Consider the following 16,105-nt stretch of genomic DNA (forward strand, 5'->3'; position numbering starts at 1 on the left):
CCGGTCTCGCACACGAATCTCCGGTCTCGCACACGAATCTCCGGTCTCGCACACGAATCTCCGGTCTCGCACACGAATCTCCGGTCTCGCACACGAATCTCCGGTCTCGCACACGAATCTCCGGTCTCGCACACGAATCTCCGGTCTCGCACACGAATCTCCGGTCTCGCACACGAATCTCCGGTCTCGCACACGAATCTCCAATCTCTGATCTCCGTTCTCCGTTCAGCTTTCCACCGGCCCCAGCAGCAGCCGATTGATCAGATAGCGTTGGGCGGCAAGGAAAATGACGACGACCGGCAGGCTCATCATGAGTGCCAACGCCGCCAGGTTGGCCCACGAATCGAGGTAAGACGACTGGACCATACCCGAGATCGCCATCGCCAGTGTCACGTTTTGCGCTTTGTCCACGAAGAGCCAGCCCATGGCGAACTCTGAATAGCCAATCAGGAAGGCGATCAGCCCGGCGACGGCGATGGCTGGCAAAGCCAACGGCAGGGTGATGCGCCAGAACGTAACCCACGGCGAGGCGCCGTCCAGGAAGGCCGATTCCTCCAGCTCGAGCGCGACCGCCTGAAACGCGGCGCGCATGTTCCAGATACAAAACGGCATGGCGAACGACGTGTAGACCAGGGTCAGCCCGAAGAGGGTCGTGCGGATGCCCAGGGCTGAAAGAAGCAGGTAGAGCGGCACCATCAGCGCAACCGGGGGCAGCAGCACGCCCAGCAGCAGCCCGAACAACCCCAGCCGCCGGCCAGGGAAGCGATAGCGGGCGAACGCATACGCCATGCTGGCGCCCAAAGCGACCGATAGCAGCGCCGCGCCGGCCGACACGATCAGGCTGTTACGCAGCAGCGCCAGGAATGGCATGCCCTGCGCCGGCTTCTCCCACATCCGCACAAACACGTCCATCGTGAACTGTTCCGGCCATACCCGGAAGGTGGTCGGCCAGCCTTTGACGCCCCCATCGAACGCCAGGTAAACGATTCCCCACAGCGGGATCAGTACGAACAGGCCAATCAGGGTCAGGCCCGCCTGGTAACGCACCTGCTGCCACCAGGTCAGTCTATACATAGGTCACCTCTTCCGTCGCTGCGCCGCGCGTCAGTCGGGCCAGCCACAAGATCAGCCCAAGCAGCACCAGAACCGTGAAAATGTTGATCGCGGCCGAGACGGCAAACTGGCCGCCGAAATTGCCGGTGGGTGCGAACAGGTAGTAGGATGCCGTGGCCAGCGTGATGGTGGGCGGCTCCACGCGCATCGTGTAGAACAGGTAGAACTGGTTGAAGGCGAAGATGCCGCGCACGAAGAGCGCGGGGGCCAGCAACGGCCGCATCAGGGGCCAGGTAATCCAACGGAAGCGCTGCCAGCCCACGGCGCCGTCAATCGCGCCCGCATCGTAGACCTCGTCTGGCGTCAGCTTCAAGGAGGCCGTGGCGGCCAGCATGATCAAGGGGAAGCCATACCAGGTGGCGGCCACGAGCAACTGCACCAGGGTCGCGTCCGGGCCTGCGACAGATTGGGCGCGCAGCGCGTCTGCGGGAACAGCCAGCGCCAGCCAGCCGAAGCCCGGCTCAAGGATGCGCAGCCAGATGAGCGCGCCGATGAACTCGGGGATGGCCCAGGGCAGGATGAAAATCGTCTGCCAGAAATTACGCCAACGCACGCCGCGCCGATGAAGCATCAACGCGGCCGCCACCCCCAACACGGCCTGCAGCAACATGGACAGAACCACCCACAGGAGGTTGAAGGCCAGCAGGTCGGGCGCAGCGCCTCCCAGGAGTTGACCCAGCACCGTGGGGCCGGCCCAATGGACTTCCTTTGTCCGAGTCATGCTGTCGAAGAGGGCCACCGTTACCGGTTGCGCCTGCCCTGTCAGTCCTTGCCACACCGCCCGCCACACCCCACCCTGAATCCCATCCCGGATCGAGATGGCGTTGAAGTCGGTCAACGCCACGGCCGCCTGGTAGATCAGTGGAAAGAGCGCAAGCAGGCTCAGCGCGATGATCCCCGGCACGAGCCAGGGCAAGGCGCGCCTTGAATCGCGCCGGGCAATGCGCTGGTCTCCCGCCGTGCGCAGCGCCGGGCCGTCCGGCGCCTTGCGGCGCTGAAGTGAACGCAGTAGCGGCTCCCAGAGCGCGCCCTGCATGCCCAGTCCAGCCGCCAACGAGAGCGGCGCCGTGATCGTCAGGATGTACTGCGGCCACTTCGTCGGCCAGATCAGCAGGAAACCCAACCCGATGGCCAGCCACAACGCGCAGACCCGGTATTCCCGCCACAGCCGGCCCAGTCCCAGGCCCGCCAGAACCGTGATGAAGATGTCCAGCATGACAACGAAGACACCTGGATGCCAGGGTACCGGTCCCAGCAAATAGACCAACGGCTGCCAGAAGGGAAAGTTGAACTGACGCACGTGGGCGCTCTGCGCGTAATCGCCGTGGTACAGCAACGATTGCGCCAGGCGCCCGAACGGGTCCGACCACAGGCGTGGGTTGGTTGCAAAAAAGATGGCAATCGCAATCAGGCCCCACGGGAGCAGATCGAAGATGACAGCGCGCAGATGGTGATTGGGCGCGCCTGCATCGTCACGCGGCGTCCTGGCAGCGAGCGCAAGCCAAACGGCATCGGCCACGATCGCAAGTCCCACGATGCAGTACGTATACTTCGACGAGGCTGTCAAGCCCAATGCCATCGCCGATAGAATTGACCAGCCGGTGGCAGCCGGAATTCTGCCGGAGCTGCGGCTACGGCGAAATTTGACATAAAACAGCACGGTCAGCAGGCTGGTCAGCGCCGGCAACGGTTCCAGCATCACCTGGCTGGTGTACTTGATCGTCCACGTATGGACGGCGAGCAACAGCCCGGCCAACGGCTGCAGGACCGCCAGCGCCAGCACCTCCAGCGTGCCCATCACGGCCGACACTGTGCGGGCAATCCGAAAATGGGGCTGTGGCAGGGACTTGGCTGGCGGCAGGGTCGAGGACTGCTCAGGTAAGAGCGGCGCCGGCGGCACCGGCAAAATCGCCACACCGTAAACCAACTTGGTCAGCGGGGGGTGTTCATAGTTGTAGGCATAATCCACCAGACCCTGCACATCACCCGTTGCCATGAACTGGGCATAGCGTTGGGCTGCGCCGAGGTAGTCATCCTCGTCGTAGTCAATGGGGAGCAATTGCGTCGCGCGCAGCCGCAGCCCAAGAGCCACGGCGCCAATCAGCAGCACGGCCAGGATGGTAGCAAGCTGGCGCCAGATAGTCAGCGATTGTCGGTTCATCATGTCCTCTTGAGGTCAAGCCATCCCACGCCCAGGGTCCACTGGCAGGCTGTGCCCTCGTCGTTCAACCCTCTTGATTGATACCAGTCATGAGTCTTGATTCGTTTTTTGGGCATGGTTCACTTTGAGGCATCAACCGGGCCTCAGCACCTTTACAAATTGCTCGCGACCGACCTTGTGCAGGACAGCCGGTCAGAACCGCAGCCGCGCCGTACAAAGGCGCGCCGCGGTGTCGTGTCGTGTCGTGTCGGGGCCGATCGCCCTCAGGCGGCAGGATAGCCGAGCAGGGTTAGCCAGTCGTCGGTGCCAGGGGTGATATTCGCCCACTGGAAGGGACTATGGCCGGCGCGCTTGCCGCGCTGAAAGCTGCGCATGTTGTGCCAGAGCACGAGCATTGAGGATGGCGGGCCGTCCCGGATTCGAGCCGCCGTCGGGTCCGCACCAGTTGGCGTGGCGGGCTGGTCGGCGACCGCGGGGGGGCACGCCCGGGCCCCCCCCCCGGGCGGCCGGGACGGGGGGGACCCCCCTCCGAGCAGGCTTGGGCGGCGGGTGCGAGGCGGCCAGGGCCGGGCTCGCACCCCGGGGGGCGCCCCCTCGGCGGATCTTTGCAACGCCGGGCGCGCTCGCCAGCCCTGGAAAAACGTTTCATCGGCGAGTCCCGCCCCAGGGGCCGATAATCCAGGCTGGCTAACACGCGACCCGCCTGCTGACCGGCGCTCGTCAGCAATTCGCTGATGACCACCGGGCGCGGGGGGCCGCACCGCCGCGCGGCCGAGGAGCCGCGTGCCCGGGAAAGGCCGGCGCCAGGAAACGCCCCGTTGATCCGACGTTCGGCGACGGGGGGGGGCGGGGCGTTCTGGGTTGCCGCCGCCGGTGCGCGGGAGCGGCGCCCCCCCCCCCCGGGCCCGAGCCCGCGGCGGGGGGGCGCGGGGGGAACCGCAAAACCGGGGGGGGGGGGGGGGGAAAAAAAGCCCGGGGGGCAAAGAGGCGGCCGGGGGGGGGGGCCGCCGGGGGGGGGGGGGGAAGGGCCGGGGGGAAAACCCGGGGGGGGGAGGGCACCCCCGGCCCGGCGGTGAACCATGCCGTTTTTTGGTTTCAAGGGGCGCCCATGGTCAATTGATCGAAGGTGAAGCTGACCGGGGCTTGCTCATCGTAGTTATCGGCAATCAGTCCAAAGGAGCCGCCTTGATAGCGGTCGTCGCTGAAACGGGCCACCTGTCGCCCGTTGATGTACAGGCGATACGCGCCGCCATCACCGGCCACGGTCAGCGTGTTGATAGCCTGTTCTGCTGTCAGAATCAAATCCGACGGCGTCCAGTCAATCAAGGTCGTCACGGTTTCCGCGTCATCAATGCGATCCAGGCCAAAGAAGCCATCGCCCGAGATCTGGAAGCTGTAGAACTGCTCGCTATCGGTGACCTGGAAGATCAGGCCATAGCCGTTGTTGGCGGCGCCGCTGAAGCTGGTCGCGGCTTGGAGAACAAAGCTGGCGGGCAGGGTTTCAGCGGGGTAGTAGTCATACAGGGGGCCGCCATAGGGGTTCAAGCTCACGGCGTATTGACCCGCCGCAGAATAACCAGCCGCGCCCCAATCACCGCTGTCATCCGTTAGGCCGCTGTCATCGGTGTTGAAGGTGTCTTGCCACAAGACGCGCTGGATGTTGGGCGCGGGCGATCCCAACGGCTCCTTGCTGAGGCCCGTCAGCATGATGTCGAAGCTGGCAAGTAGGGGCTGGAAGGTGGCCTGCATGGCCGTGAAATCGGCCGCCGCGCTCAACAGGAGAACGGTGAATGTCGCATTGCGCGTGGGCGAAGAGACGACGGCCAGCGCCTGCAGCGGCTCGCCATCCAGGGTAAACGTGACGCCGCGCTGCATGGCTGGGTACGCGCCCAGTAACACCGATTCTGCTTGGGGTGCGACGACCACGTTCTTCAGTTCGCTGTCGGCCGTAAACAAGGCCAGCGCGTCGGCCAACCCCTGAGCGTTGGCGGCGTCTGCGCTGTCGGCGTCGGGGTAGCTATCGCGCACGACAAGAACCAACGCGCCGTTCTCATCGTCGGTAAACGAGACCATGTCGTTGGCCGCGTCCTCTTCCACACTCCAGGCTGCGGGGTAGAGCAGGGCAATGGCGAGGGCGGAGTTGGTGTAGGGTTTGAAACCATTCACCGCGACAGCCTGCGCATTTTCCACAAAGACTGTGTCGAACTGCGCGCTGCGTTGACCATCCAGGTCCTCGGCAATCACACCAATCACGTAGCTGCCGGCCGGCGCCGGCCTTTCGACCACAGTCCATGCCGTGTCGCCAAAGGTGAGCGTGCCGCCTTCACGCGTGAAGGTGCTGCCCTGCTCGCTGCCGGCATCGAACGGATCCATGGCGGTGCTGGCAACCTTGCGCATTTGCTGCAGCACGGTGAACGTATCGCCACGCGCCGGGGTGATGATGCGCGGCGCGCCCAGGTTGCTCAGCCGCGGATAGCCGAGCACCTGGGTCAGGCGTCCGTCGCGAAAGGAGATGCGCGCAAAACGCTCCGAGCTGCCATCGGCGAAGCGATAGATACCTTCAACCGCGTAAGTTGGGGTGTCGCCGTACGCCGCCGGCATCAAGAGCGCCGGCACCGCGGCGACGCCATCACTGATACTGAACAGCACCGGTTCCCAGTCCAGGTCTACTGCCACATCCTCCGCCGGCCAGGCTGGATAGGCGACGCCGTCAATCTCCTGCGTATCAGTGGCCTGGACATAGGCGATGTCCTCGATCAGAATGGCCTGCTCTTCAGGCAGTGTGCGGCCGATGAAGTGGTAGACAAAGCCCAAGTTCCGACCGCTGATCGTGGTTTGCAGATTGATGGGCCGGCCGGCTGCAGCCGTGGTCGCGGACAAGCGCAGTGGCTCGATCTGGATCGGCTTGCTCAGCGCCGCGAAGCGGGTAACGGTGCGTTTGGGCGCCGCATCGCTGCGCCGGCTGCCATAATGCGCAGCCAAAAAATCATCCCAACCAGAAACTTGCGCAAAACGGCTGGCAATGCGCGTATACTGCCAATTATCTTGTGTGCGGTAGAGCGTACGGCTGGGGAAATAGATCGAGATACCGGTCGCGCCGGGGCGCTCCGGCCCGTGGCGTTGAGTGACAACGGCTTGTCCCATCGCCGCCAGCACGGCGTCCGCCGCCTGCTTGACCGCAGCGCTGCCACTCTGCGAGCGCAGCAATTTCACAAAGTGTCCCAGGTCAATGTAGGGAGACGCAGAGCTTTCGTCAAAAGCGTTCTCAAAGCCCTGCGCGTTGGCGCGGGCGCTGGTAATCTTGCTGCGCTCCAGGCCTGCCAGTTGGGTGCTGAGGCGATTCACGGCTTGGTTGAGCGTGGGGATGGCGTTCAGGTCAACCGTGGCCAGGGTGACATCCACGCTGAACTCTTTGACCACGCTAGGAGAATCCAGGCTCTCGTCCATGTCATTTTCTTTGAGCAACTGGCGTCGCGCGGTGGCATCAAGGATTCGTTGATCCTGCGCGATGTAGCTGTTGACGATGGTGCGCCCCAGGTCGGCGCCATTCATCGCCGGGTTGGCGATCAACTGGCTGAGGAAGCCGGCATAGGCCCAGCCCAGCGCCGGTTCCACTTCTTCCGAAGCCACGGCATAACGGGCATGGGGGGTCAGGGTGGTGTAGACCTCCAACATGCCCATCAGGCAGGCGTCGAATCCGATCAATTCGAACTTGTCCAGGCCGGTTTTCTGGCGCGCGGCGCCAAGCGCTGTGTCCAGCTCCATCAGCCACAGGTTGTCATCCATCTCTTCTGCCAGCGCCAACTTGTCCCGCCCCTGACCGCCAGGCGCCGGGTCGCTGAAGCCGCCCGGCCAACCGGAGCCGTGATCGGACAGAATCAACGCGTGTTTGCGCGCCGGATAGTTGACCAGGGCCCAGGTGATGAAGTCGCTGAGGGTCTGGCCGTCAGCCATATTCAGTTCCCCCAGGTCGGCCAACTCTGGTGAATTGAGTTTGCCCAGGTCGTCATCTTTGGTGATGTAGAAGCGCTTGGTGGATGTCCAGTTGCCCATGCCACTGAACGCCCCCTTGTAGCGATCCACTTGGGCCACGATATGCACCTGGTCGCTGGAGCCGACGCGTTCGACCTCATTGAGATCAACCATCATGTCACGTTCGAGGATGTTGTCGTCGGCGTCCACGTAGAGCATGATGAGCCATTCGGCCTCTGCGCTACGTTCCGTTGGCGGTTTACTGACTGGGTTGGAGGGACCAACCACGACGCCGCTGATGTGCAGGGTTTGCAGCATCGAATCGAAGATGCTGACCTCATCGCGATAGGTAGCCTGTGGCGCTTCGAAGTTCAAGAGATAGGTCTGGCCGTCGTCGGTAGTCACGGCAATGAAGATGCCCTGTTGCGGTATTTTGTTGCTGGCTACGTAGCTGAAGTCCAAGCTCAGGCCATCGAGGCCGCCGGCGCGGTAGGCCGTGGGTTCGTTTTGATACACAACCTGGCTGATGCCTGGTCGTGAGTTCACGCCTTTGAGATAGGCGATGCCGGCGCGATTGGCCGCGTCTGCGGCGCCGCCGAATTCCTGACGCTGCACCCACAGCGAGGTGTCACGGTCGCTCACGTAGAAGATCACGCCGTCGCTGCTGGCGTTCTTATCCGACACGCGCCAATCGTTGGGGTAATCCAGGCTGAAGGCCAGGTCAGGGCTATGGTAGCTGCGGTTGCCCGGCGACAGCGGGGTCTTGGGGTTGCCCTGTACACCTGTGGCCGGTGGTGGCGTGGCCGTCGCGGCCGGCCTGTCGGGCGGCTCGTCATTGCATGCAGCCAGCAGTGGCAGCAGCAAGGAGATCAACAGTATGAGTACACTCTGACGAATTCGATGGTTGGACATGGTGAGTCCTTTCTCCGGTCTCGCACACGAATCTCCGGTCAGCGTTCCAGCACCAGCCATAGTCCGATATGATCTGATGCCCAGATGCGACCAGCGGGGGTGAGTTGGGGGGCGGTGAAGAGGCGTTGGCTGGCGCGCACACGCCAGGCGGAGGCTGGCCCCGGCTTCAGAAAGAGATAGTCAATGCGCTCCTCCAGCGGCTCGTCCGGCGGCGCGGTCAAGTCATCCACGCAACAGGTCAAGCCGGGATCATCGGGCCGCACCGCGGCAAAGCTATCCACCCACGCTGGCTGCAGGGCGCGGATCGCGGCGCTGTCCGCCGTGGCGTTGAAGTCGCCGCCGATGATGATTGGCCCTGGCTGGGCGGCGACAAAGTGGGCTAAGGCCGACGCCTGCTCCTGGTTGACGGCGGGATTTTGATTCGCCAGGTGCGTGCTGACGACGCGCAGCGGCCCCAACGCCGTGTCCACGACCGCGCTCAAGGCCACGCGGTGCTGGAAGGGCGCTTCGCGTGGCCGCAGTTCAGTAAACCTCACGTCGCGCAGGGGAAATCGGCTCAGGATAGCCTCACCTTCTTCGAAGAGAATGGCCCAGCGGTTGCCGTTGGCGCGCAGATAGGCGTGGTTCAGCCCGCTGGCCTGCCCCAGGTAGGCCGCACCAAGCCCGCCGCGCCAGGTCCACGGCACTTCCTGCAACAGCACGATGTCGGCATCCAGACGCCGGATTTCGGCCGCGATCAGATCGAGGCGCTGCGGCAGAAAGGCGAAGCGCGGAAAATCGTGCAGGACATTGAGCGAAACGATGCGCACGCTGCCATCGTCCGGCCGCGTGGCCGTGGCGCAGCCGGCCAGGCACCCCTCGACCGCGGCGCCGGGCTGGCTGGCGTTCATCATCCACAGCGCCAGCGCGGCCAGCGCGATCAGTAGCCAGGCCAGGCGGTTGTTCTTGCGGTTCATGTTCGTGTCCTTTCAGTGGAGGGGAGCAGGGGGTACGCGGATTGACACAGATTGACACGGATTCCTTTGCTGAGGAGCACCGCCAGGAGCTGGCGGCGGAGGAAATAGCGCAGATCGTGAAGATGTTGTGGTTTTGAGATGCGGGTCTGGGAGCAGATCTGCCTCAGGCGTTGTCGAACTCGTCTCGGTCAATGCCCAGTTGTTTCAGGATCGCGTTGAGCGTCCCTTTAGGAATGTCTCCAGGATGATGCGGAATGACAGAGAGAAGATTCCTGCATGACCTGGATCAAGTCGGCGGCGATGTCTGGCGCCAGGCGAATGACCTCTTCCGCTGTCTCAGCCTGCACGATCAGGCCCGGCAGATCGGGACTCGTTCCCAAATACGGACCTTCGGGCAGATGCTCGATCTCCAGTGTGATTTTGTACGTTGCCATTGGATTCCTCCGAGCCGTATTATAGCATACAAGGCCGGATCAGAAAATAGACGCCAAAGAGAGCGTCACAGGCTGGGAGCGCGGGCGCTTATCACCGCTGCCATTGCTATCAACCGAGCGCGTCGCGGCTCGATTGACGCGCTGCCGGAGTTGTGCTATTCTGTGGCTCGATCTGTCAGCAAAGGAGCGACCCTGTGACCACACGGTACAACACGGCTGCGCTGCGTGACCTGATCAGCGCGGCCCTCAGCGGGGACGAGTTCACAGCCCTGGCGTTCGATCACTTCCGGCCGGTTTACGATCAATTCGCCGCGGGGCAGACGCGCCATCAGCGCGTGCAGCTCCTGCTCGAACACACCGCGCGCAGCGGGCAGATGGCGCGGCTGGCCGCGCTGATCCAGGAGATCAACCCGGCGCGCTACCGGGAATTTGCCGGCCGGCTGCTGGCGCCGGACGCAGATGCAGCGCCGGCGCGTCCTCAGACCAACATTTCCTATCAAGCAACCCTCACCGGCTCTGGCGCCATCGCCCAGGGCGCCGGCGCGCAGGCCGCCAGCGGCGACAACATCGTCACAGGCGGCCGCGGGCCGGCGAGCGGGTCCATCGCGCGGCGTCATCCGCAGCAGCAGTTGGCCGAATGGCAGCGTCGCTACGAGACGCTCTCCAAGCGCATCGCCGCGCTGGACAAGGACCTGGGGCGAACGCTGGACAGCGAAACGAAGCTGGTACTGGAGGAACGCCGGCAGGAGCTGGCGGCGGCGCGGGAGCAGGCGGCGGAGGGGATAGCGCAGATCGAGGAACGCCTGCGCATGAGCGAGGGAGGTTGATGATGGCCAGTCGTCCAAAGACCAACGAGTTTTCTCACGGCTATGCTCTCTTGATCGGCGTGGGCGAATGCGCGTACCCCAGGCTTTCGCTGCCGGTGACGGTCAAAGACATGCACGCGTTGCGGGCGGTCCTGACCGACCCCGCCTTGTGCGGTTACCCTGGCGACGACGCACACATTCGCCTGCTGCACGATGCGGGCGCCACCAGGCAGGCAATCCTCGACGGCCTGACCTGGCTGGCCCGGCAGACCGCGGCCGACAGCGACGTCACCGCGGTGGTCTTCTACTCCGGCCACGGCTGGGTGGCGGATGACTCTGGCAAGTATTACCTCCTGCCGCACGATGTCGAACCGTTCGACCTGGCCGGCAGCGCGCTCCCGGCTGAAGACTTCACCGCCGCGCTCCGGCAGGTCGGGGCGAAGCGACTGCTGGTCTTTGTGGATAGCTGCCATGCCGCCGGGATGGCCAGCGCCAAGGACCAGCCGGCCATGAAGCTGCCGTCGGGGTTCACGCAGACCGCCCTGCCGAAGGGATTGGTCGAAGAACTGAAGCAAGGCGCAGGACGGGCGGTCTTCAGCTCCTCCACCGGCAGCCAGCAATCGTGGGTGCGACCCGACGGCAGCCTGAGCCTCTACACCTATCACCTGATCGAGGCGCTGCGGGGCGCGGGCAACCAGCCCGGCGATACCACGGTGCGCGTTTCCAACCTGATGAGCCACCTGGGCAAGGCGGTGCCAGAGAGCGCCCGTGCCCTCTGCCAGGCCGAGCAGACCCCCTTTTTCGATACGGCAACCGAGGACTTCGCAGTGGCGCTGTTGCTGGGTGGCAAGGGGTTGGGCGGCGCCGGCTTCTCGCCTGCCCAAGGAGCCGCGGCGGTACACAAGCCATCTATCGATGCCAGCGGCAAGCGCAGCGTGGCCGCCGGGACCATCAGCGACAGCACCATTGTTACGGGTGATCGCAACGTGGTGCAGCAAGGGAAGTACAACATTCACATCGGCAGCGCGCAGGGGCTGGTGATCGGGGATCAGGCGCAGGTGACGCAGGTGTTCGGCGGTGAGCCATCCTCGCGCCCCGGCCAGGGAGATACGCCAGGCCGGCAACCGCTGAGCGGAGACGCCGCCAGGCGGCATTTGCGGCAGCAGTTGGTCGAATTGCAAGGGCGGTACGAGACGCTCTCCAAGCGCATCGCGGCGCTGGATACAGACCTGGGCCGAACGCTGGACGGCGAGCACAGGTTGACACTGCAGGAACGGCGGCAGGACCTTGTCACGGAGAGAGACTAGGTTGCCAAACAAATGGCGCAGATCGAGCAGCAACTTTCCTCTTGATAGAACCCGGAAAACGCCAGAACAGATGAGCAGTCAACCAAGGAAGGCATCCACAGCAGGCGAGGTACGACATGGCTGAAATCGACTCCACGGCAAGCAAGTATGCCACGACCATCAGAGATGCCCGTGGCACGGTGATCGGCGAGAACAATACGATCTATCAGATCTTCCTGAACAACCAATACGCGCCGCTGGCGCACAAGCTGATCACCTTCACCACTTTGATCGAGGAGAAGACCCGGGGCTTCGTGGGCAGGCGCTTTGTCTTCGACGCGCTGAACCAATTCCGAGCCAAGGCTCCATCCGGCTACTTCATCATTAAAGGCGAAGCCGGCATCGGCAAGAGCGCCCTGATGGCGCATCTGGTGCAAGCCGGCCAGTACGTGCATCATTTCGTGGTCAGCACGCAGGGTATCAACCGAGCCGACCAGTTCCTGGAGAACATATGCGCCCAGTTGATCGCCAGGTACAAACTCGACCGCCCCGCCTGGCTACCGCCGGAAGCCTCGCGCGACAGCGCTTTTCTGAGCGCGCTGCTGCAAGAGGTGAGCGAGGGATTGGCGGCGGGCGAGCAGGTGCTTATCCTGGTAGACGCGTTGGACGAAGTCGACTGGCGCGGACGGACGGGGGAGAACGTGCTTTTGCTGCCGCCCGCACTTCCCCCAGGCGTATTCGTCGCAGTAACCATGCGACGAAAGGAGGGGCTGCCGCTGCAAGTGGACAGGTCGCAGATCTTCTACCTTGATCCGGACTCGGATGCCAACCGCGAGGACGTGCGCGCCTACATCAGGCAGTTTGCCCAGCGGGAGGTCATGCAGCCCAGTCTAAGCGCCTGGGGTACGACGGTCGAGGCCTTCGTGAAGACGATGCTAGCCAAAAGCGAGGGCAACTTCATGTACCTCCGCTACGTGTTGCCGGCCATCGAGCGAGGTGAGTTTCGACATGGAACGCTGGCCGAGCTACCTCAGGGCCTCAAGGACTACTACGAGCGCCACTGGCGGCAGATCCGAGCCATCGACGAGGACAGGTGGGTCGATTATCGGCAGCCGGTGATCTGCTTTCTGGCCATGGCGCAGGAGCCGGTGACTGTGTGGCAGATCGCATCGTGGGCAAAGTTGAAGCCGGCTCGGGTATTGTCAGCAATCAGAGACTGGCGGGAGTTTCTCGACGAGGATCCGGTGGCAGGCGTGATGCGATATCGGATCTACCATCAAAGCTTTCAAGATTTCCTGGCGGCCAAGGATGAAGCGCGGGATCTCAGTGAAGCGGAGAGCCCGCAATGACCCGGTCCCAGAGAATAGTCTGGCGAACGTTGAAAGAGCAATGGGTCACGGACACCAGAGGTGTATGAATGTCGCAAGTAGCGCAGTCGGCCAAAACACATGGTGAGACGTTCGACAAGATCGATCTGCTGCGATTTCGGAGGAAGATCGCCGATGACCTACTGCGGCAGTGGCAGATCATGCATGCACACCTGAAAGGTGCAGTAGGCGCGTCGCGGCAATTCGCTGAGATAGACTATGTGCTGGGTTTGCAGCAACTGGAGGTCATGATCAAGAAAAGGAAGCCGGAGCTGCAGGATAGATTTTGCATCTTGGAGAAACGGCTGCTGGTGGCAAATGACAAGGATGATCCGACGGGGATTGCAGCGGCAATACTTTTGCTCAATGAACTTGCGACTCAGGTAGGGGTAGAACTTGGTTTTGAGTCGTTATGTAGCATGGATTCTGGTACCGTCGTGCTATCTCAAATCGCCGCTCTGGACGAGTCCTATATGTATCGGAATCTTGCGAAGCATCTGGCCGGCGCGGGGCGATGGGACGAGTTGCACGAGCTGGTGGGAGAGGGAGATGGCGATCACCAGCAGCCATGGGCACAGGCGAAGTTGCGGGCTGAGGGCAGTTATGCCAGGTATGTGGCGGATGTAGTGGTGGCGTGGCAGGAGGCATATCGACGCGTGCAGGTGCCGAAGTCTGACGGCCGTCAGGAAGCGGTGCTAGCGCAGTGCATACGGTATTCACTGATCGTCACCAGCGTAAACTCGCAAGCAGGGAACTACGAGCCGGCGCTGGTAGGGCGGGCAGTGAAGACAGGGCTGTGGACAGCGGCGCAGGCATTGGCGGTGGCGGCGCAGGTGCCTGAAGCCGAGAAGCGAGCGAGCATGTATCGGGCGATCTTGTCCGCGGGCGGACTGACGACTGAGAAACGACGCGAAGCTGAGGAGGGAAGTCTGGCGGCGGTGAAGGCGATTGGGGATAGGTGGTCGCGTGCGGATGCGTTGGCCGCGCTAGCGCCGCAACTGACGGGCGAAGTACGAAATGAGGCAGTGGCAGAAGGCTTGGCGGCGGCAGAGGCCATAGAGGCTGAGTGGTACCGTGCGCGTGTGCTGGCTAAATTGGCACCGCAGCTGACGGGCGAGCTGGTAATGCAGGGTCTGGCAGCGGCGCAGGCGATTGGGGATGAGGAATCGCGTGGGCAAGTCTTAGCTGCATTGGCGCCGCAGCTGACGGGTGAACTGGTGACGCAGGGGTTGGCATCGGCACAGGGCATTTTGGATGAGGAATCTCGTACGCTAGTTCTGGCAGCATTGGCGCCGCAACTATCAGGTGAGCCGCGGCGGAGGTTCTTGCGGAAGCTGAAGGCACTGAGGATGAAGATTCTCGCGCTCTGGCGCCGCAGATGACGGGAGAACTGCTGGCCCAGAGGCTAGCCGCGGCGCAGGCAATCACGGGCGCGTGGCCTCGTGTGGAAGCGTTGGCAGCATTGGCGCCGCACCTAACGGGCGAACTGTTGGAAGAGGGTCTGGCTATGGCGCGCGCAATCGAGTACGAGGAGCCTCGCGCTCATGCACTGGCTGCGCTGGCGCCGTACCTAGTAGGCGAGATGGTGGCACAGGGGCTTGCGGCGACGTTGGCCATCGAGTACGGGGATTATCGTGAAATTGCGCTGGCGGCGCTGGCGTCGAGGCTGACGGACGAGCTGTTGGCTAAGGGACTCGAGGGACTCGAGACGCTGGCGATCGGAGACGCGGAGTCTCGTGTGGACGTGCTGGCGACCTTGGCGCCGTACCTAACGGCCGCGCAGCGAGACGAGGCATTGACACATGGACTGGCGGCATCACAGGCCATCGAGAACGAGTTGCGTCGCGCAGAAATGCTTGCGGCGCTGGCGCCGAACCTGACGGGCCATCTGCGGGAGCAAGCTTTGACCCAGGGGCTTGAGGCAGTACAGGCTATCGAGCATGAAGAAGCCCGGCCGAATGCACTGGCGGCGCTGGCGCCGGACTTGATGGGCGAGTTTCTCATGCAAGGGCTTGCGGCGGCGTTGGCTATCGAGGCCGAGTGGCATCGTGCGGCTGCGCTGGCGGCGCTGGCACCGCAATTGACGGGCGAGCTGCTAGAGGAAGGGCTTGAAGCGGCGGCAGCTATCGAAGACGAAGGACATCGCGCGGACGTGCTAGTCGCGCTCGCGCCAAACTTGACTGGCAGGGAGCTGAAAGAGGGCTTGACGGCGGCTCTTGTCATGGAGGACGAGGAGTCTCGCGCTGCTGTGCTAACGGCGCTGGCGCCGAAGCTGACGGGTGAGCTGCTAGCACAAGGTTTTGAGGCGGCCAGGGCCATCGAGGACGAGCGGTCTCGTGCGCAAGTCTTGGCTGCCTTGGCACCACAGCTCACAGGCAAGTTGCGAAAAGAAGCAGTAACGGAATGCCTAGCGGCGGCGGCGGCCGTTTGGGACGAGGGGGATCGTGCGGAATTGCTGGCCGCGCTGGCGCCGCAGTTAACCGGTGAGTTGCTGGCGCGGGGGCTGGCCGAGGCACGGGCCATTGAGGACAAGTGGTATCGTGTGCGAGCGCTGGTAGCCCTGGCGCCGCGGTTAACGGGAAAGTCGCGGATGCGTGTCCTTGCCCAAGGGTTAGTGGCGGCCAAGACCATCGACGACGAGGAGTCTCGCGCACGAGTTCTGGCGATGCTGGCGCCGCAACTGTCAGGCGAGTTGTTGGCGGATGGCCTGACGGTAACAAATGCTATAGGGGATGAATGGTCCCGCGTCCGAGCGCTGGAGGCGCTGGCGCCGCAATTGACGAGTGGGCTGCTGGCGGAAGGTCTAGTGGCGGCGCAGTCGATCGAGGACGATCTTGCTCGTATCCGTGCGCTGGCTGCGATGGCCCCGCAATGCGCGCCTGAAGTACAGCAAGTTACATATTGCCACATTCGCGATGCCCTGAACACTCATTTGTGGAACCACTTTCAGAAGGGACCACGAGGTGAAGTTCTTTCGTTCAGCAAGGAACATCGAATGATTGTGCCGCCGGTCATGGATTCACGTGCGGTCTGGGAAGTGGCGAGAGCGGTGATGGACGTGGGGCAGTGGTGGCCGTGAGCCGTGGAGCCAGAACCTC

The 16,105-nt window shown here is 63.4% G+C and carries 11 protein-coding genes; 5 read left to right on the plus strand and 6 right to left on the minus strand.

The genetic code is table 11. The features are described from left to right. Positions 1-225: 225 nt before the first annotated feature. From IPM84_15490 to IPM84_15515, 6 genes are all read right to left on the minus strand, one after another. Entirely contained in the window at positions 226-1,074 is an 849-nt protein-coding gene (locus tag IPM84_15490) for a carbohydrate ABC transporter permease (GenBank protein MBK9094142.1), read from the minus strand. Continuing rightward, a complete protein-coding gene (locus IPM84_15495; protein ID MBK9094143.1) occupies positions 1,067-3,277 on the minus strand; it encodes an ABC transporter permease subunit in 2,211 nt (736 codons plus the stop codon). The genes IPM84_15490 and IPM84_15495 overlap by 8 nt, the downstream gene beginning before the upstream one ends. 1,092 nt (positions 3,278-4,369) lie before the next feature. Beyond that, positions 4,370-8,158 (minus strand): hypothetical protein, encoded by a 3,789-nt coding sequence (locus tag IPM84_15500; protein MBK9094144.1) that lies wholly within the window; start codon positions 8,156-8,158, stop codon positions 4,370-4,372. A 38-nt stretch (positions 8,159-8,196) separates the two neighbouring features. Beyond that, positions 8,197-9,114: an endonuclease/exonuclease/phosphatase family protein gene (locus IPM84_15505; GenBank protein ID MBK9094145.1), complete on the minus strand. Its 918-nt coding sequence runs from the start codon at positions 9,112-9,114 to the stop codon at positions 8,197-8,199. 163 nt (positions 9,115-9,277) lie between these two features. Beyond that, positions 9,278-9,370, minus strand: a complete 93-nt coding sequence (locus IPM84_15510; protein MBK9094146.1) for a type II toxin-antitoxin system HicA family toxin — start codon at positions 9,368-9,370, stop codon at positions 9,278-9,280. Then, a complete protein-coding gene (locus IPM84_15515; protein ID MBK9094147.1) occupies positions 9,342-9,548 on the minus strand; it encodes a DUF1902 domain-containing protein in 207 nt (68 codons plus the stop codon). Before IPM84_15515 ends, IPM84_15510 begins: the two co-directional genes overlap by 29 nt. Before the next feature lie 194 nt (positions 9,549-9,742). On the opposite strand from IPM84_15515, the gene IPM84_15520 reads away from it, so the two are divergent. The 5 genes from IPM84_15520 to IPM84_15540 all read left to right on the plus strand — a co-directional run bounded on the left by IPM84_15520 (position 9,743) and on the right by IPM84_15540 (position 16,086). Next, positions 9,743-10,375, plus strand: a complete 633-nt coding sequence (locus tag IPM84_15520; GenBank protein ID MBK9094148.1) for a hypothetical protein — start codon at positions 9,743-9,745, stop codon at positions 10,373-10,375. A gap of 2 nt (positions 10,376-10,377) precedes the next feature. Further along, positions 10,378-11,661: a caspase family protein gene (locus IPM84_15525; protein MBK9094149.1), complete on the plus strand. Its 1,284-nt coding sequence runs from the start codon at positions 10,378-10,380 to the stop codon at positions 11,659-11,661. Between the two features lie 116 nt (positions 11,662-11,777). After that, positions 11,778-12,989 (plus strand): ATP-binding protein, encoded by a 1,212-nt coding sequence (locus IPM84_15530; protein MBK9094150.1) that lies wholly within the window; start codon positions 11,778-11,780, stop codon positions 12,987-12,989. A gap of 68 nt (positions 12,990-13,057) precedes the next feature. Further along, positions 13,058-14,389: a hypothetical protein gene (locus IPM84_15535; GenBank protein MBK9094151.1), complete on the plus strand. Its 1,332-nt coding sequence runs from the start codon at positions 13,058-13,060 to the stop codon at positions 14,387-14,389. Then, complete coding sequence (locus IPM84_15540; protein MBK9094152.1) at positions 14,386-16,086, plus strand: hypothetical protein; 1,701 nt, start codon at positions 14,386-14,388, stop codon at positions 16,084-16,086. The genes IPM84_15535 and IPM84_15540 overlap by 4 nt, the downstream gene beginning before the upstream one ends. Positions 16,087-16,105 lie beyond the last annotated feature (19 nt).

It is taken from the genome of Candidatus Amarolinea dominans, from assembly GCA_016719785.1.
In the GTDB taxonomy this organism is placed as follows: domain Bacteria; phylum Chloroflexota; class Anaerolineae; order SSC4; family Amarolineaceae; genus Amarolinea; species Amarolinea dominans.